Raw genomic sequence first — 14511 nt, 5'->3', positions numbered from 1 at the left:
GACAGGACGGTGTCGCCGGAGCGCCGGAGAGTGGTGCCCACACCAAGCGGAGGGCCGACCGGCCCCAGTGGAAAGGCATCCGAATGACCACGCACGCCCCGGCGACCGACCTGACCCGCGACCACGCCGTCACCCTGTTCGACCAGTGGACGGCCATCTGGAACGGCGAACTCGCGCTCGCCTCGCGGATTCTCACCCCGGCGTTCCGCATCCGCTTCGGAGGCGCCGCCACCGCCGACGCCGATGCCTTCCGCGGCCCGGACGACATCGCCGCCTACATCGGCGCGTTCCGTGACCGCTTCCCCGCTCCCGGCCTGCGCTACGCCGTCGACGGCGCCCCCGTCGTGGACACCGGGACCGGATGCGCCGTCGCCCGGTGGACCGTCGATGTGCCGGACGCCGAGGGGTCCGTGGTCACCAAGAGCGGCATCGACATGTTCGCGATCGACGGCGGCCGGATCGCCGAGGTGTGGTCGATCACGGGCGCGCGTCGCTTCGCGCCGTGACACCCGCACGGGTCGGCCGGGGCCGTGGTGGAGGCAACTCACCCGCCGGTCCGGCCCGATGGGCCGTCGGTGGATGAACGTCCTTGTGAGCGGCGGGAGTTGCGTCCCCCGACGAGACCGTTGTGGTTCCCGGCGTCGGGGTACGCCTGGATCCGAGGGGGCTCGGCGGGGGCCCGGCGGCCTGCGGCGGGTGCTGCGGGCGCGGTACGGGCGTCGGCCGTGTACCGCATCCGCGGCAGGTGAGGTGTCTGCGGGTGGGCGACGACAGCGGCGGGGGCGGACGGCACGGTGGACAGGGCCGGGGGCCGGAGCGGACGGCGTCCGCCGAAAGGGCCCCGGGCACCGAGAAGTTCCGTAACTTCCGTCGCTAACTTCCGTCGTTCGTCGCGAAAGGACCGCTGCGTGAGCCAGACGTCACACGTCACCGAGAGGCAGCCGGTGGCACGGACCTGCCCGTTCGACCCGCCCGCGGAGTACCGCACGCTGCGGGACGAGGCCCCGGTCGCCGAGGTGACCCTGCCCGACGGCGCGACCGGGTGGCTGGTCAGCCGGTACGCGGACGTACGGTCGGTGCTGTCCGACCCGCGGTTCAGCGCCCGCCGGCGGCAGCTGCGGACCGGCGACCCCGCGGCGGCGGGCACGCCGGCGCCGCCGCCCCCGCCGGGGATGTTCATCCTGATGGACGCGCCGGAGCACACCCGGTTCCGCCGGCTGCTCACCGGGCAGTTCACGGTGCGCCGGATGCGGCAGCTGGCCCCCGCCGTGGAGCGGATGGTGTCCGAGCACCTGGACGCGATGGCCGCCGCCGGGGGCCCGGTCGACCTGGTCCAGGACTTCGCGCTGCCGATCCCGTCCCTGGTGATCTGCGAGCTGCTCGGGGTGCCGTACGCGGACCGGGAGGAGTTCCAGCGGAACTCGGCCACGCTGATCCGGCTGGACGCGGGCCCCGAGGAGGTGCAGCAGGCCCAGGCGGCGATGAACGCGTACTTCCGCCGGCTGGCGGCCGACAAGCGGGCCGAGCCCCGTGACGACATCCTCAGCGGGCTGGTGCAGTCGGGCGAGCTGACGGACGAGGAACTGGCCGGTGTCGGCGGGCTGTTGCTGCTCGCCGGACACGAGACGACCGCCAACATGATCGCGCTGAGCACCATGTGCCTGCTGCGCAACCCCGGGCAGCTGGCCGCCCTGCGCGCCGACCCGTCCCTGATGGACGGCGCCGTCGAGGAGCTGCTGCGCTATCTCAGCGTCGTCCAGTACGGGGTGCGCCGCACCGCGCTGGAGGACGTGGAACTGGACGGCCGGCTGATCAAGGCGGGCAGCATGGTGGTCGCCGTGCTGTCGTCCGGCAACCGCGATGCGGACCAGTTCCCCGACGAGCCCGACCAGTTGGACGTCAGCCGGTCGAGCCGGTCGCACCTCGCCTTCGGGCACGGCATCCACCAGTGCCTGGGGCAGCAGCTGGCGCGGGTGGAGATGAAGGCCGCGCTGTCCGCGCTGTTCGCACGGTTCCCGGACCTGCGGCTGGCGGTGCCGGTGGAGCAGGTGCCGATGCGCGACGACATGCTCGTCTACGGCGTCCACGAGCTGCCGGTGACCTGGTGAGCACTACAGCGGCGCGGCGGCGCGCCACGACTCCGCAACACCCCGCCATCCCGTACGGAGGATCCCTGTGAAGGTCACGATCGACGAGGACAGGTGCGTCGGCGCCGGGCAGTGCGTGCTGGCGGCCGAGGACGTCTTCGACCAGCGCGACGAGGACGGCATCGTCGTCCTGCTCGACCCCGCCCCGTCCGACGCGCGGCTGGTCGAGGTCGAGGAGGCCGCCGCCAGCTGCCCGGCGCTCGCCATCACGGTGGAGAGGTAGCCGGCCGCAACGGCTCCGCCGCAGGTCCGGAACGGGATGCGTACGGTGAGGGAGTGCAGTTGAGCGACCGGACCGGGCGGCCGGGGGCCCGGCCCTGGACGGCGGATCCGGTGGGCGCGGGGCTCTGCTTCGTGCTGTCGAGTCCGGTGGCGGTGATCACCGCGTACTACCACCGGACGCCGGCCGCCTGGTACCTCGGCGGCCTGGCGCTGGCCTGCCTGCCGCTGCTGGTCCGCAGCCGGTGGCCGTTCCAGGTGGTCGCGGCGACCCTGGCCGCCAACATCGCCCAGCTCGCCCTGGTCTCCTTCCCCGGCCCGTCGCCCGCCGCCACCGCGGTCGCGCTCTACACGGTGGCGGTGCGCAGCGAGCGGCGGACGGCGTGGCGCATCGGCGGGGGCGCCGGCGCGCTGCTGCTCGCCGTATCGGTGATCCGGCGGCCGAGCCTGGACAACCTCTGGCAGTACCTGGCGGTGCTCATCGGCATCGGCCTGGCGGCGGCCAGCGGCGACGCCGTGCGCAGCAGCCGCCGGCTGCTCGCCGCCGCGGTGGAACGCGCCGAGCGCGCCGAGCACACGCGGGAGGCGGAGGCCCGCCGCCGGGTCACCGAGGAGCGGCTGCGCATCGCCCGGGAGCTGCACGACGTCGTCGCCCACCACATCACCCTGGTCAACGCCCAGGCGGGCGTGGCCCACCACCTGATGCGGTCCGACCCCGACCACGCCTACCAGGCGCTGGAGCGCATCCGGGACACCAGCCGGACGGCGCTGGACGAACTGCGCACCACCGTGGGGCTGCTGCGGCACGGCGAGTCCCCGGACGCGCCCCGTGAGCCCGCACCCGGCCTCGCCGGCCTCGACGCGCTGCTGGCCTCGTTCCGGCACAGCGGGCTCGACGTCACCCTGGAGCGCACCGGCCACCCCGCCGAGCCGGCGTCGATCACCGGCCTGGCGGCCTACCGGATCATCCAGGAAGCACTCACCAACACCCGCAAGCACGCCGGCCCCGTGGCGGCGCGGGTCCGCCTGGACTTCCGCACCGACGTCCTGCGCCTCACCGTCGAGGACGACGGCCGGGCCGGGACCGGTGCGCAGCCCGGCCCCGGCGCCGGGACCGGGCACGGGATGATCGGCATGTACGAGCGCGCCAAGGCCGCCGGCGGCACCCTCAGCGCGGGGCCGCGCCCCGACGGGGGCTTCCGTCTCCACGCCGAACTGCCGCTGCACACCGGCCGAAAGGGCTGATCATGACCATCCGCGTCCTGCTCGCCGACGACCAGGCGCTGCTGCGCGGCACCTTCCGGATGCTCATCGACTCCACCCCCGGCATGGAGGTCGTCGCCGAGGCGGCCACCGGGCGCGAGGCCGTGGCGCTCGCCCGCAGCCGGCGCGCCGACCTCGTGCTGATGGACATCCGGATGCCCGACCTCGACGGGATCACCGCGACCGGGCTGATCACCGCCGACGAGGACCTCGCGGGCGTGAAGGTCCTGGTCCTGACCACCTTCGAGAACGAGGAGTACGTCGCCGAGGCGCTCCGCGCCGGTGCCAGCGGCTTCCTCGGCAAGGGCATCAACCCCGGTGAACTCCTGGACGCCATCCGGCTCGTCGCGGCCGGCGACGCCCTGCTGTCACCGCACGCCACCAAGGCCCTGATCGCCCGCTTCCTCGCCCAGCCGGCCCCGCGCAGCCGTACCGCGCCACCGGGGCTCGCCACGCTCACGCCGCGGGAGGAAGAGGTCGTCACCCTGGTCGCCGCGGGGCTGTCCAACGACGAGATCGCCGAGCTGCTCTTCGTCACGCCGCTCACCGCCAAGACCCATGTCAACCGCGCGATGGCCAAGCTCGGCGCCCGCGACCGGGCGCAACTCGTGGTCCTCGCCTACCGGACCGGGCTGGCCCACCCGGACGACCCGGACCCGCGGGAGCGCCCCTAGGGCCGGTCCAATGGGCCAGGCCCTAGCTGGGGTTGAAGACGACGCTGGCGAAGCGCGTACCGGAGGGGGCCGAGGCGCCCGGGGCGAGACGGGTCGCCGGTCCCTTGCAGCCCTTGCGGGCGTAGATGCGAAGGGGCTGCTTCGTCCCGTTGCGGGCGCCGCGGGCCTCCTGGCGCATGTCGAGACACCGCTTGCCCGGCAGGTTCCGGACGAAGTACTGCTTGCCGCCGGGCCCCACCCAGCCGAACGTTCCGCTGTCGGCGAGCGCCGCGCTTGCGGGGAGGGTCACGGCCAGTGCGAAACCGGTGATACCGAGGGTGATCGGGCGGAACAGACGCATCATGGTCCCTTCGTGAGGAGAGCGAAAAATTGCCACCAGGGCCAACGGCCGAGTCCGGGGAAGGAAACGGGCCGGTGGGCCGATGGATGGAGGGCACCCGCAACCGGGCCCGGAACGGGGAGAGATGAGCGATCCGGAGATCAGGGCCGCCCGGCCCGACGAGCGCGAGACGGTGGAGACCCTGTTCACCGAAGCCTCAACCTGGCTTGCCGTACGGGGAATCGACCAGTGGCAGTACCCACCGCGCCGCGACCTGATCACCGCGGCGCTGCGGCGCGGCGAGCTGTTCCTCGCGCTGCGGCGGCAGCGCCCCGTCGGGATGTTCCAGCTCGACGGGTTCGCCGACCCGGAGTTCTGGGGTGCCGCCGACCGGCCGGACTCGGCGCTGTACATGCACCGGATGACGGTCGGCCGGCAGGCCGTTGGGGAGGGGATCGGGGCCGTGCTGCTGGACTGGGCCGCCGGCCGGGCGGCGGCGGCCGGGAAGGCGTATCTGCGGCTGGACGCCTGGAAGGACAACCCCGGGCTGCACCGCTACTACCGCTCGGTGGGCTTCGTGCCGGTGCGCGTCGTGGACCTGCCGCACCGGCGGTCGGGTGCGCTGTTCCAGCGGGCGGTGTGAGCGGTGAGACCGGGGCCGGGCACCGCGGCGCCCGCGGGGCTCTCGCGCTGCGTGATCAAGGGCACACGTACTGCCCGGTAATGTCGGGCGGTCGCGGACCTAGAGTGAGCCCGGCGGTCGCCGTCGGATGGCGGGTGGGGGCGGCCGGGATGCCGATCCGAGTTGGGAGATGTGGATGCGCTCTCCGAAGGACTTCTTTCGCCCGTTGGCGGTCGGGGCACCGGAGCCGGTGCGGGAGGTGCCGTTCCGTCCGTCGCGGATGATCCATTTCTTTGATCCGGGGAACCCGAAGATGGCGGCCAAGGTGCCGGCCATCGCGCCGACGGTCGATGTGCTGCTCGGCAATCTGGAGGACGCGGTCGCCGCGGACCGCAAGGAGGCGGCGCGGGCGGGGCTGGTCGAGGTCGCCCGGAGCGTCGACTTCGGCGAGACGCAGCTGTGGACGCGGATCAACAGCCTTGACTCGCCGTGGGCGTTGGACGATCTGCTGACGCTGGTCACCGAGATCGGGGACCGGCTCGACGTGATCATGGTGCCGAAGGTGGAGAGCGCCGCGGACATCCACTACGTGGACCGGCTGGTGGCCCAGCTGGAGGCGCGGGCCGGGATCCGGCGGCCGATCCTGGTGCACGCCATTCTGGAGACGCCCGCCGGTGTCGCAAACGTCGAGGAGATCGCCGGGGCCAGCCCCCGGATGCAGGGGATGTCGCTGGGGCCGGCCGATCTGGCGGCCAGCCGGCGGATGAAGACCACCCGGGTCGGCGGCGGGCATCCGGGATACCTGGTGCGCCAGGACCCGGACCGGGAGCGACCGGACGCCCCGCGCGCCGTGTTCCAACAGGACCTCTGGCACTACACGATCGCGCGGATGGTGGACGCCTGCGCGGCGCACGGGATCCTGCCGTATTACGGGCCGTTCGGCGACATCAAGGACACCGTCGGCTGCGAGGACCAGTTCCGCAACGCGTTCCTGCTCGGGTGCGTCGGGGCGTGGAGCCTGCATCCGGTGCAGATCGGGATCGCGAAGAAGGTGTTCTCGCCGGACCCGGACGACGTCGCCTGGGCCCGCCGGGTCATCGCGGCCATGGGCGACGGCACCGGCGCGGTGATGATCGACGGCAAGATGCAGGACGACGCCACGTTCAAGCAGTGCCGGGTGGTGGCGGAGCTGGCGCAGACGCTCGCGGCGCGGGACCCGGAGCTGCGGGCGGCGTATGCCGCAGCGGCGGCGGCAGGGGAGGAGCAGTGACGGACGTGGTGCGGAGCGCGGAGGCGCACGGTGCCGTGCGGGCCCGGCGGTCGGTGCTGTACATGCCGGGGGCCAACGAACGGGCGCTGGAGAAGGCCAGGTCGCTGCCGGCCGACGCGCTGATCCTCGACCTGGAGGACGCGGTCGCGCCGGACGCCAAGGCCGAGGCCCGGCAGCGGGTGGCGGCGGCCGCGGCCTCGGGCGCGTACGGGCACCGGGAGGTGACGATCCGGGTCAACGGGCCCGGTACCGCGTGGCACGCCGACGACCTGCGGGCGGCGGCCGAGGCCGGTCCGGACGCGGTCGTGGTGCCGAAGGTGGAGTCCGCGCAGACCGTACGGGAGGTCGAGCGGGCGCTGGAGGCGGCCGGGGCGCCGGACCGCACCGCGATCTGGGCGATGGTGGAGACGCCGCGGGCGATGCTGGACGCCCGTGCGGTGGCCGGGGCGAGCGAGCGCCTCACGGTGCTGGTGATGGGCACCAACGACCTGGCGAAGGAGCTGCACGCGGAACACGTGCCGGGCCGGGCGCCGCTGCTGACCGGGCTGTCGCTGGCGCTGCTGGCGGCCCGCGAGTCGGGGAAGGCGATCCTGGACGGGGTCTACAACGACGTGCGGGACCTCGTGGGGTTCGAGGCGGAATGCGTCCAGGGGCGGCAGTTCGGCTTCGACGGGAAGACGCTGATCCATCCGTCCCAAGTCGAGCCGTGCAACCGGGTGTTCGCACCGGCCGAGGAGGACATCGCCCGCGCGCGCAAGGTCATCGAGGCGTTCGAGCTCGCCGAGCGGGAGGGGCGGGGCGTGGTCACCGTCGACGGGCGGATGATCGAGAACCTGCATGTGGAGGACGCCCGGCGGGTGCTGGCGCTGGCCGAGGCGGTGGCCGGGAGGTAGCGCGGTACTGCCGGGGGCCGGGGGCGGTCACACCGCGTCCGGTGCCGGGCGGAGGGTCAGGGTGGCCTCCGCGGCCGAGACGGCGCAGGGGCGGAAGCCGGTGCCGATCCGGTCGAGGAGGGCCGCCAGCCACCGGCAGTCGTCCGGCCCGGCGTACCGCAGGCGCATCCGGTGGGCCTGGAAGAGGACGATCCGCAGTGCGTGGAGCCGTCCGGTGTCGGGCTCCAGGGAGGCGAGGTAGAGCGGGCGCAGGTCGTCGCGGTAGCGCTCGAAGCCGGTGATGCCCTCGTAGTCGTCGATGAAGTCGCCGCAGCCGTGGAGGACGAGCTTTCCCCGGTAGACCTCCAGGGGGCGGGGGTGGTGCGCGGAGTGGCCGTGGACGACGTCCACACCGCCGTCGACGAGCGTGTGGGCGAAGGCGATCTGCTCGGGGGAGACCTCGTAGCCCCAGTTGGAGCCCCAGTGGACCGAGGCCACCGCCAGGTCGCCGGGGCGCTTCTCCGGGCCCAGCCGGGCCACCAGCTCGGTCGCGGCGGCGAGCGTCGGGCGGGCCACGAAGTGCACCCCGCCGTGCCGCGCGGTCGCGGCCCAGGTGTGGGGGATGCCGCTGGACGGCATCCCGAAGGAGAGGGTCAGCAGCCGGCGGCCGCCGTCGAGGGGGACGGCGGCCGGGTGCCGCGCCGCCGCCGCGTTCGCCCCCGCGCCCGCGGCGCGCAGGCCCGCGCCCGCCAGGCTCTCCAGGGTCTCCGCCAGCCCGGCGCGGCCGAAGTCCAGCACGTGGTTGTTGGCCAGCACGCAGACGTCCGGGCGGGCCGCGGCCAGGCACGGGAGGTTGGCGGGGTTCATGCGGTAGTGGATCTGCCGGCCGGGGGCGAAGGTGTCGCTCCGGGTGACGCTGGTCTCCAGGTTGATCACGCGGGCGGCGGGCGCGGCCCCGTCGAGGGCCGCCAGCGCGTCGCCCCACGGCCAGGGGAAGGCGACCGGGCGGGGGATCGGGCCGTTCGCCGCCTCGGCCAGCCCGATGTAGGAGCGGGCGTCCGCCACGTACGGCTCGCGCAGCTCGGGATCGCCGGGATGCGGCAGGATCTGGTCGACGCCGCGGCCGAGCATCACATCGCCGCAGAGACTGACTGTGACCAGATCACCGGCCATTTTCCCAGGTTAAGGCGGGTGGCGGGGGTTGTCATGCGGCGGGCCGGGGCGCCGTGGGCGGACCGAAGCGGCGCCGGTACGCGGACGGTGTCAGCCCCGTCTCGCGACGCATCAGGGCGCGCAGATTGGCGGCCGTGCCCAGGCCGCACTTCCGGGCGACGACGTCGAGGCGGGGCTCGCCGCGTTCGATCAACCGGCAGGCGAGGGCGAGCCGTTCGCCGGTCAGCCAGGCCAGCGGGGTGGTGCCCAGCTGGGCACGGAAGCGGCGGTGGAGGGTGGCCGGGCTGACGGTGGCGCGTGCGGCCAGCCCGGAGACGGTGAGCGGGGCGTCCAGGTGTTCCTGCGCCCAGGCCAGGAGGGGGGCCAGCGAGGAGTCGGCCACGCGCGGCACGGGGCGCTCCACGAACTGGCGCTGGCCGCCGTCCCGGTGGCCGGCGAAGACCAGCCGCCGGCTGACCGCGTTGGCGATCTCCGCGCCGTGGTCGCGGCGGACCACGTACAGCCCCAGGTCGAGCGCCGCGGCGCTGCCCGCGGCGGTGAGGATGTCGCCGTCGTCCACGAACAGCACGTCGGTCTCCAGCCGGACGGCGGGGAAGCGGGCCCGGAAGCTGTCCGCCCACCGCCAGTGGGCGGTGGCCCGGCGGCCGTCCAGGACCCCCGCCTCGGCGAGGGTGAACGCGCCGCTGCAGAAGCCGACCAGGCGCGCGCCGCGGTCCCGCGCCCGGCGGACGGCATCGAGCACGGCGGCGCGGCGCGGCACGTCGACGTCCGGCCGGTTCGGGACGATCAGGGTGTCCGCTTCGTCGGCCGCGGCCAGGTCGGCGACGCCGGTGAGGGTGAAGAACCCGTCGCGCATCAATGTCCTCGGCTCGGGTGAGCAGAGCCGGAAGTCGTAGAGGTCCCGGCCGATTTCGGGGCGGGGCAGGCCGAACACCTCGATGGCGCAGCCGAGTTCGAAGGGGTTGGAGTTCTCGTCGACGATGACGACGACGCGGTGCGGGCGGCCGGCGGCCGGTTGCGAGGATCCTTGCGGCATATGCGATTCCTAGCACTCGCGGCGGCCGCGCGCCCGGGACAGGATCGGGCCATGAGTGATCAAGCACGTGACCAGGCAACCGAGCCGCTCGTCCTCAGCGCGGCGCTGGCCTCCTTCGACGCCCTGTGGAGCCCCCGGATCGTCACCCGGGTCAACGACTACGACGTACGGGTCGCCAAGGTGCGGGGCGAGCACCTCTGGCACGCCCACACCGACACGGACGAGTTCTTCCTGGTCGTGGAGGGCGAGCTGTTCATCTCGCTGCGCGAAGCCGCAGGGGAGCGGACGGTCCGACTCCCCCGGGGCTCGGTCTTCACCGTCCCCCGCGGCACCGAGCACAAGCCGCACTCCCCGTCCGGCGCCTCGATCCTGGTCTTCGAGCCCACCGGCACGATGACGGTCGGCGACCGGCACGAGGAGATCCCGGACCACGTGGACGCGACCGCCGGGCACGCGCTCGGGGCGGCGGGCCGCTGAGAGTACGGCCGGGCCGGACCGCCCCCGCACGGGTGCTCCGGCCCGGCCGCGCCCAGCCGCGCCCGGCCGCCGAGGGCGGCCCGCATCCGCAACGCACCGAAGTACGGGGTGCACGGGTCCCGACGGTTCTGGATCACCAGGATGTCGGACGGCCCGTCGGAGGGATCCCCGCGTAAGTCGCAATGGATCAAGGGGGGTTGGCGCCGCCGCCGCTACCCATGAGGGCCGCGCGGACTTCGGGTCGGGCTGCCCCCCGCACCTTCCGGGCCGGGCCGCGCCGTACGGGGCTGTTGGGCCACCCGACTGATTATGGCCCGTGAGGGTTTGGCTCCCTGCGGGTTATCGACGACACGGGCGGACAACGGCAGCACGATACGTCCGGACGGCAGGCTGACGAAGCAAGGAGCGTCGTGAAAAGACTAGTGCAGGCGGGAACGGTCGCCGGGGTGTGCGGTCTGGTGCTGTTCGGCTCCGGAGCCGCGCAGGCGCAGACCCCTCCGAACGGATCGCTGCTGTCCGCGGTGACGGGTACGGACGGATCACTGCTGTCCGCGGTGACGGGCGCCGATCTCGCCACGGTGACCGGAATGATGTCCGGCGTGCTGTGCGACAACCGCCTCGTCGACTTCAACTACCAGTCCCCCAGGGTGAAATCGCCGCATCCGTGCGTCAACGGGCCGGTGCACAGCGGCAACAACAAGAACAGCAACAACTTCCGCAACCGCGGGAACCCGGTGGACGCCGGCAACCCCAAGATCGCCGCCGGCTCCACCAACAGCCTCAACGAGTCCCACGGTAACGAGCGGGCCAGTCACAACGACATCTCCAAGATCGCCAAGCTCGTCAAGGTCATTCGCTGAGGCCGTTCCCCCACCGGGCTCCGGCCCGCGGACAACGGAAAACCGGCCCCGGATCGCTCCGGGGCCGGTTCGGGCAGGCCCTGGGGCCCGGCTGACCGGTCAGCCCGATTTGTTGCTGCTGCCCGCCGAGGGGCCCGTAACGCTGGAACCGCTGTTGTTGGAACCGCTGTTGGACACCGGGCTGGCGGTGCTGCCGGGATTGCCGGTGATGCTGATGTTCTGCGCGTCCCTGACGTTTCCGCTGCCCACGGGGCCGTTGATGCAGACCCTGCTGGTGCGGCCCTCGCACCTGAATCCGGCGTGGAAGCTGGTGTAGCTGTAGCCCTCGGCGTCGTTCTCTCCGTCCCCCCAGGCCATGGCGGGTGACGCCGCGCCGCCGACCAGCAGGAGGCCGAGAACCCCTGCGAGCAGAATGTTGATGCGTGCCGTTCTCTTCACTGTGCGGTCCTGCCCCTCGCGGTTGGTAAACCCGTTGGTAAACCCCGCAGTCTTGCTATCGGGCGACCTCATGCCGGCCAAGCCTGTACAGCGGCCGGTCTCGCGCGTTCACCCTGTCCGACCACCGATTTCACCGTGACGGCCCTCCGGCCGGACCGGCCGGCGGGCCGGGACGCGTTCCGCCCGGTCAGAGACGCAGCCCGAGGCGCCGTCCCGGATAGCCGCGGTCGGCCACGTAGCGGGCGCGGGCGAGGGCCTGCGGGGCGCAGTTGGGCCAGGCGCCCAGGCCCTGGTCCTGGACGATGCGCTCGGCGACGGCGATCTGCTCGGCGCGGCTGGCCAGGTCGGCGCGCCGCGCGAACCGGTCGCCGCCGTAGGCGCGCCAGGTGGACGGGGAGATCTGGAGGCCGCCGTGGTAGCCGTTGCCGGTGTTGGAGTGCCAGTCGCCGCTGCTCTCGCAGGCGGCGACCTTCTCCCAGTCGGTACCGGAGGGGGGCGGTTCGTCCGCCGCGGCGCCGCCGGCGGCGGTCAGCAGGGCGAGCAGGGCGGACGGGAGTGCGACGGCGGTGCGTACGGCGAGAGGCGACGGCATGGCGGTACTTCCTCCTGCGTGCTCCGGCGGCGTCGTGGGGTCCTGCCCGCCGCGACTGAGGGGCAGGCACCAGGTAACCCGTCAATATGCTTTTCGGCAGGATCACGTAGGCCGGACGGAGGCGTTTTCACCCGGGTGGGCCTCCTGTCGGTCGGGATACGGCAATTCAGCCGCGGAGACGGAAGCCGCCCCGCGGATCGGCCCGTTTCCCTTTCCCCGGACCGCCGGGGTGGAAACGGGCGGTGTCCGCGGGAATTTACCTGACGGAATAGGCGAACGCGGGCGTGACACAGTGCGGTTCCGGAGTCGCCACCGCGAACTCGTACGCCGGGGAGAAGGTGAAGTTGCGGACGCTGACCGGGATTTCGCTGCCGCAGGGGCCGGGGACGGCGACCGTGCCGGAGTCGGCGGGGAAACCGGCTTCGATGCGCTCGGGGGCGAGGGAGAGGCCGCGGCCGACAGCCTGGAGGGCGGCGTCCTTGCGCACCCAGAAGCGGGTGATGAGGCGTTCGCGTTCGGCGGCCGGGCGGCCGGCGGCTGCGCGGGACTCCCGCGCGGTGAGGATCTCGTACGGGGTGTGCAGCGCGGAGGTCTCCTGGCGTACGCGGCGCACGGATTCGACGGAGAAGCCCATCTGGCGGGCACCGTCGCCGCAGGCCACGACCAGCAGGCCGCGGGTGCCGTACAGCTCCCAGTGGCCGGCGGCGGTCATCGCGGCGCGGACCCGGGCGGGGAGCCGGGCGAGCAGCCAGCCGCGGGACGCGGCGTCCAGGGTGGCTCTGGTGTGTCCGTTGAGGGACGGACAGCTGTCGGCGGTCAACTCGCTCCCGCACCCGGGGTGCGGGTCGTTCCCTTCGGGGACGTCCCCCACGGGGACCACGAAGACGGGGACTTGATCGGGGCCGAACTGGCCAGGGAGTTCCTGGTCGAGGAGTTCCTGGTCAAGATCGAGAAGAGCGGCGTTCGTTTCCACGTACTTTCCGTCCTCCACAGTTGAGCGGTGGCTCGGCCGCACCGGTGAGTGGCAGCCTTCAATCGGCGGGCGACTCGTGCTCCCCCTATTTCGCCTACATCGATCGGTACAGTCAGCCCTAGGTTTGCATGCCCTCCGGAGCCTTCGAGTCATCCCTCCTGCTGATGTCCGGCTACATACTTCGATGTAGGGAGCAGCGACCCAATTCGGCGGCCAGGCCAAGGGATCGGGCCGTACGCGGAAGTAGTGTCCTGGTGTGTGGTTACGCCATTTCGCAAGTAAGCAACTGCGCCGCGCGCCCATACCGCTCCGTGACCTCAGAATGGCGGTGGGTTTCTTCGCCGGCTGCCTGATTCTGTATGTCCTGGGCGGGCCGCGGGTGATGGGAGGCGAGATCCCCGTATGGCAGGCCGTCCTCCCGGTGCTGGTGCTGTGCGCGGCGACCGCCTTCCGCAGTGTGCTGCCGTTGGCCGCGGTGCTCGTGGGCACCGTGACCGTCAGCCTCGAAGCGGCGGCCAGCGGCGGGCTGGGGCCGGTGCTGATCTACACCGACCTGCTGTACGCGGCGGCGCTGTACGGGGCGCCCTGGCTGTGCCGGGCGCTCCAGTTCGGCACCGTCGCGGCGACCATGGCCGCCACCGTCGTCTTCCTCTTCATCGGCGACCGGTCCGAGGGCGTGACGACCGGGCTGATCGTGGCGCTGCTGCTCATCTCCCCGGTCTGGACCGGGGTGTTGATACGGAACCACAAGGAGCAGGCGGACGCCGAGCGGCAGCGGGCGGCGCAGATCAACCGGCTGGCGGAGCTGGACCGCAAGACCGTGCTCCAGACCGAACGCACCCGGATGGCACGGGAGTTGCACGACCTGGTCGCCAACCACCTCAGCGCCATCGCCATCCACTCCAGCGCGGTGCTGTCCCTCCAGGAGGCCCACGGCGGCCGGAAGGACCGGGGCGGCGGGGCGGACGAGGAGGATCCGGTGCTGCGGGCGCTGGCGGTGATCCGCGAGAACAGCGTGCAGGGGCTGGCCGAGATGCGGCGCATGGTGGTGCTGCTGCGCTCCGACCGGGCGGTGGACGACGACTGGGACCGGCCGCAGCTGAACGCGCTGGGGGCGCTGGTCGAACAGGCCCGGCCCGCCGCCGCCGCGGCGGAGCTGACGCTGCACACCGAGTTCCCCGAGAGCTTCCCCGAGGTGTCGTCGGTGATCGAGGTGACCGCGTACCGCATCGTGCAGGAGGCGCTGACCAACTGCCTCAAGCACGCCGCGGCCGGGCGGGTGCGGATCCGCTGCGAGACCGGCGCCGAGCAGCTGACCATCTCCGTCGAGAGCCCGCTGGCCCGCCCGGACGTGCCCGCCCGGCAGCGGCGCCCCGGGGATCCGGCGACCGCCGGGGCCGGCGCCGGGCTCGCCGGGATGTCCGAGCGGGCCACGCTGGTCGGCGGCGTCTTCGACGCGGGCCCCGACCGGTCGGCCCCCGGCCGCTGGCGGGTCCGCGCGGTGCTCCCGTTGGGTCAGAACTCCTGATGGGCGGGCGGGTGTTGGCCGACGTGCGGGTGCCGGCGGGTGCCGCTG

Annotated in this window: 17 protein-coding genes and 1 pseudogene; 11 read left to right on the top strand and 7 right to left on the bottom strand. The window is 73.1% G+C overall.

Annotation, left to right across the window (positions count from 1 at the left end; translation table 11 throughout):
- The first annotated feature begins 83 nt into the window (after positions 1-83).
- The 5 genes from GR130_RS00830 to GR130_RS00810 all read left to right on the top strand — a co-directional run bounded on the left by GR130_RS00830 (position 84) and on the right by GR130_RS00810 (position 4303).
- A complete protein-coding gene (locus GR130_RS00830; RefSeq protein WP_159502941.1) occupies positions 84-506 on the top strand; it encodes a nuclear transport factor 2 family protein in 423 nt (140 codons plus the stop codon).
- Positions 507-908: 402 nt separating this feature from the next.
- Positions 909-2108: a cytochrome P450 gene (locus GR130_RS00825; protein ID WP_159502940.1), complete on the top strand. Its 1200-nt coding sequence runs from the start codon at positions 909-911 to the stop codon at positions 2106-2108.
- 67 nt (positions 2109-2175) lie between these two features.
- Positions 2176-2370, top strand: coding sequence for a ferredoxin (locus tag GR130_RS00820; RefSeq protein ID WP_159502939.1), 195 nt, complete (start codon positions 2176-2178; stop codon positions 2368-2370).
- A 59-nt stretch (positions 2371-2429) separates the two neighbouring features.
- Entirely contained in the window at positions 2430-3611 is a 1182-nt protein-coding gene (locus tag GR130_RS00815; RefSeq protein WP_236572634.1) for a sensor histidine kinase, read from the top strand.
- Between the two features lie 2 nt (positions 3612-3613).
- On the top strand, positions 3614-4303 hold the full coding sequence (locus GR130_RS00810) for a response regulator (protein ID WP_159502937.1): 690 nt from the start codon (positions 3614-3616) through the stop codon (positions 4301-4303).
- 22 nt (positions 4304-4325) lie between these two features.
- Here the strand turns inward: GR130_RS00810 and GR130_RS00805 are convergent, their stop codons facing one another.
- Complete coding sequence (locus tag GR130_RS00805; protein WP_159502936.1) at positions 4326-4646, bottom strand: hypothetical protein; 321 nt, start codon at positions 4644-4646, stop codon at positions 4326-4328.
- 121 nt (positions 4647-4767) lie between these two features.
- On the opposite strand from GR130_RS00805, the gene GR130_RS00800 reads away from it, so the two are divergent.
- From GR130_RS00800 to GR130_RS00790, 3 genes are all read left to right on the top strand, one after another.
- Positions 4768-5265: a GNAT family N-acetyltransferase gene (locus GR130_RS00800; RefSeq protein WP_159502935.1), complete on the top strand. Its 498-nt coding sequence runs from the start codon at positions 4768-4770 to the stop codon at positions 5263-5265.
- Between the two features lie 175 nt (positions 5266-5440).
- Positions 5441-6514, top strand: coding sequence for an HpcH/HpaI aldolase/citrate lyase family protein (locus tag GR130_RS00795; protein WP_159502934.1), 1074 nt, complete (start codon positions 5441-5443; stop codon positions 6512-6514).
- Positions 6511-7407 (top strand): HpcH/HpaI aldolase/citrate lyase family protein, encoded by an 897-nt coding sequence (locus GR130_RS00790; RefSeq protein ID WP_328707535.1) that lies wholly within the window; start codon positions 6511-6513, stop codon positions 7405-7407. The genes GR130_RS00795 and GR130_RS00790 overlap by 4 nt, the downstream gene beginning before the upstream one ends.
- Positions 7408-7434: 27 nt before the next feature.
- On the opposite strand, the gene GR130_RS00785 is transcribed toward GR130_RS00790, so the two are convergent.
- Both GR130_RS00785 and GR130_RS00780 read right to left on the bottom strand, forming a co-directional pair.
- Positions 7435-8559: a CapA family protein gene (locus tag GR130_RS00785; RefSeq protein ID WP_159502933.1), complete on the bottom strand. Its 1125-nt coding sequence runs from the start codon at positions 8557-8559 to the stop codon at positions 7435-7437.
- Positions 8560-8590: 31 nt separating this feature from the next.
- Positions 8591-9595, bottom strand: coding sequence for a GlxA family transcriptional regulator (locus GR130_RS00780; protein ID WP_159502932.1), 1005 nt, complete (start codon positions 9593-9595; stop codon positions 8591-8593).
- A 51-nt stretch (positions 9596-9646) separates the two neighbouring features.
- Here GR130_RS00780 and GR130_RS39615 point away from each other — a divergent pair, with 51 nt between their 5' ends.
- A complete protein-coding gene (locus GR130_RS39615; RefSeq protein ID WP_201304768.1) occupies positions 9647-10072 on the top strand; it encodes a cupin domain-containing protein in 426 nt (141 codons plus the stop codon).
- Between the two features lie 44 nt (positions 10073-10116).
- On the opposite strand, the pseudogene GR130_RS39610 reads toward GR130_RS39615, so the two are convergent.
- A pseudogene (locus tag GR130_RS39610) lies at positions 10117-10233 on the bottom strand (alpha/beta hydrolase); the annotation flags it as partial.
- Between the two features lie 249 nt (positions 10234-10482).
- Here GR130_RS39610 and GR130_RS00770 point away from each other — a divergent pair.
- The gene (locus tag GR130_RS00770) at positions 10483-10932 is read left to right on the top strand and encodes a hypothetical protein (protein WP_236572632.1); all 450 of its coding nucleotides are present in this window, start codon (positions 10483-10485) and stop codon (positions 10930-10932) included.
- Between the two features lie 99 nt (positions 10933-11031).
- Here GR130_RS00770 and GR130_RS00765 read toward each other — a convergent pair whose 3' ends face one another.
- The 3 genes from GR130_RS00765 to GR130_RS00755 form a co-directional block, all read right to left on the bottom strand.
- Positions 11032-11442: a hypothetical protein gene (locus GR130_RS00765; RefSeq protein ID WP_236572631.1), complete on the bottom strand. Its 411-nt coding sequence runs from the start codon at positions 11440-11442 to the stop codon at positions 11032-11034.
- 115 nt (positions 11443-11557) lie between these two features.
- Positions 11558-11962 carry a transglycosylase family protein gene (locus GR130_RS41505; protein ID WP_159502930.1) on the bottom strand — a complete coding sequence of 135 codons (405 nt, stop codon included), beginning with the start codon at positions 11960-11962 and terminating at the stop codon, positions 11558-11560.
- A 256-nt stretch (positions 11963-12218) separates the two neighbouring features.
- Positions 12219-12935, bottom strand: coding sequence for a 4'-phosphopantetheinyl transferase superfamily protein (locus GR130_RS00755; RefSeq protein ID WP_159502929.1), 717 nt, complete (start codon positions 12933-12935; stop codon positions 12219-12221).
- A 328-nt stretch (positions 12936-13263) separates the two neighbouring features.
- Between GR130_RS00755 and GR130_RS00750 the strand changes: the two genes are divergently transcribed.
- A complete protein-coding gene (locus GR130_RS00750; RefSeq protein ID WP_159502928.1) occupies positions 13264-14463 on the top strand; it encodes a sensor histidine kinase in 1200 nt (399 codons plus the stop codon).
- Positions 14464-14511: the final 48 nt, after the last annotated feature.

Origin of the sequence: Streptomyces sp. GS7, from assembly GCF_009834125.1 — a bacterium.
Lineage (GTDB): Bacteria > Actinomycetota > Actinomycetes > Streptomycetales > Streptomycetaceae > Streptomyces.
The sequence above is the reverse complement of the archived record's forward strand: the minus strand, read 5'-3'. Positions and strand labels throughout refer to the sequence as shown.

What these genes read in the sequence shown, in the direction of transcription:
- GR130_RS00830 (WP_159502941.1), top strand. Translation starts at nt 84, where the DNA reads ATGACCACGCACGCCCCGGCGACCGACCTGACCCGCGACCACGCCGTC.
- GR130_RS00810 (WP_159502937.1), top strand. Translation starts at nt 3,614, where the DNA reads ATGACCATCCGCGTCCTGCTCGCCGACGACCAGGCGCTGCTGCGCGGC.
- GR130_RS00805 (WP_159502936.1), bottom strand. Translation starts at nt 4,646, where the DNA reads ATGATGCGTCTGTTCCGCCCGATCACCCTCGGTATCACCGGTTTCGCA.
- GR130_RS00800 (WP_159502935.1), top strand. Translation starts at nt 4,768, where the DNA reads ATGAGCGATCCGGAGATCAGGGCCGCCCGGCCCGACGAGCGCGAGACG.
- GR130_RS00795 (WP_159502934.1), top strand. Translation starts at nt 5,441, where the DNA reads ATGCGCTCTCCGAAGGACTTCTTTCGCCCGTTGGCGGTCGGGGCACCG.
- GR130_RS00785 (WP_159502933.1), bottom strand. Translation starts at nt 8,559, where the DNA reads ATGGCCGGTGATCTGGTCACAGTCAGTCTCTGCGGCGATGTGATGCTC.
- GR130_RS00780 (WP_159502932.1), bottom strand. Translation starts at nt 9,595, where the DNA reads ATGCCGCAAGGATCCTCGCAACCGGCCGCCGGCCGCCCGCACCGCGTC.
- GR130_RS39615 (WP_201304768.1), top strand. Translation starts at nt 9,647, where the DNA reads ATGAGTGATCAAGCACGTGACCAGGCAACCGAGCCGCTCGTCCTCAGC.
- GR130_RS00765 (WP_236572631.1), bottom strand. Translation starts at nt 11,442, where the DNA reads ATGAGGTCGCCCGATAGCAAGACTGCGGGGTTTACCAACGGGTTTACC.
- GR130_RS41505 (WP_159502930.1), bottom strand. Translation starts at nt 11,962, where the DNA reads ATGCCGTCGCCTCTCGCCGTACGCACCGCCGTCGCACTCCCGTCCGCC.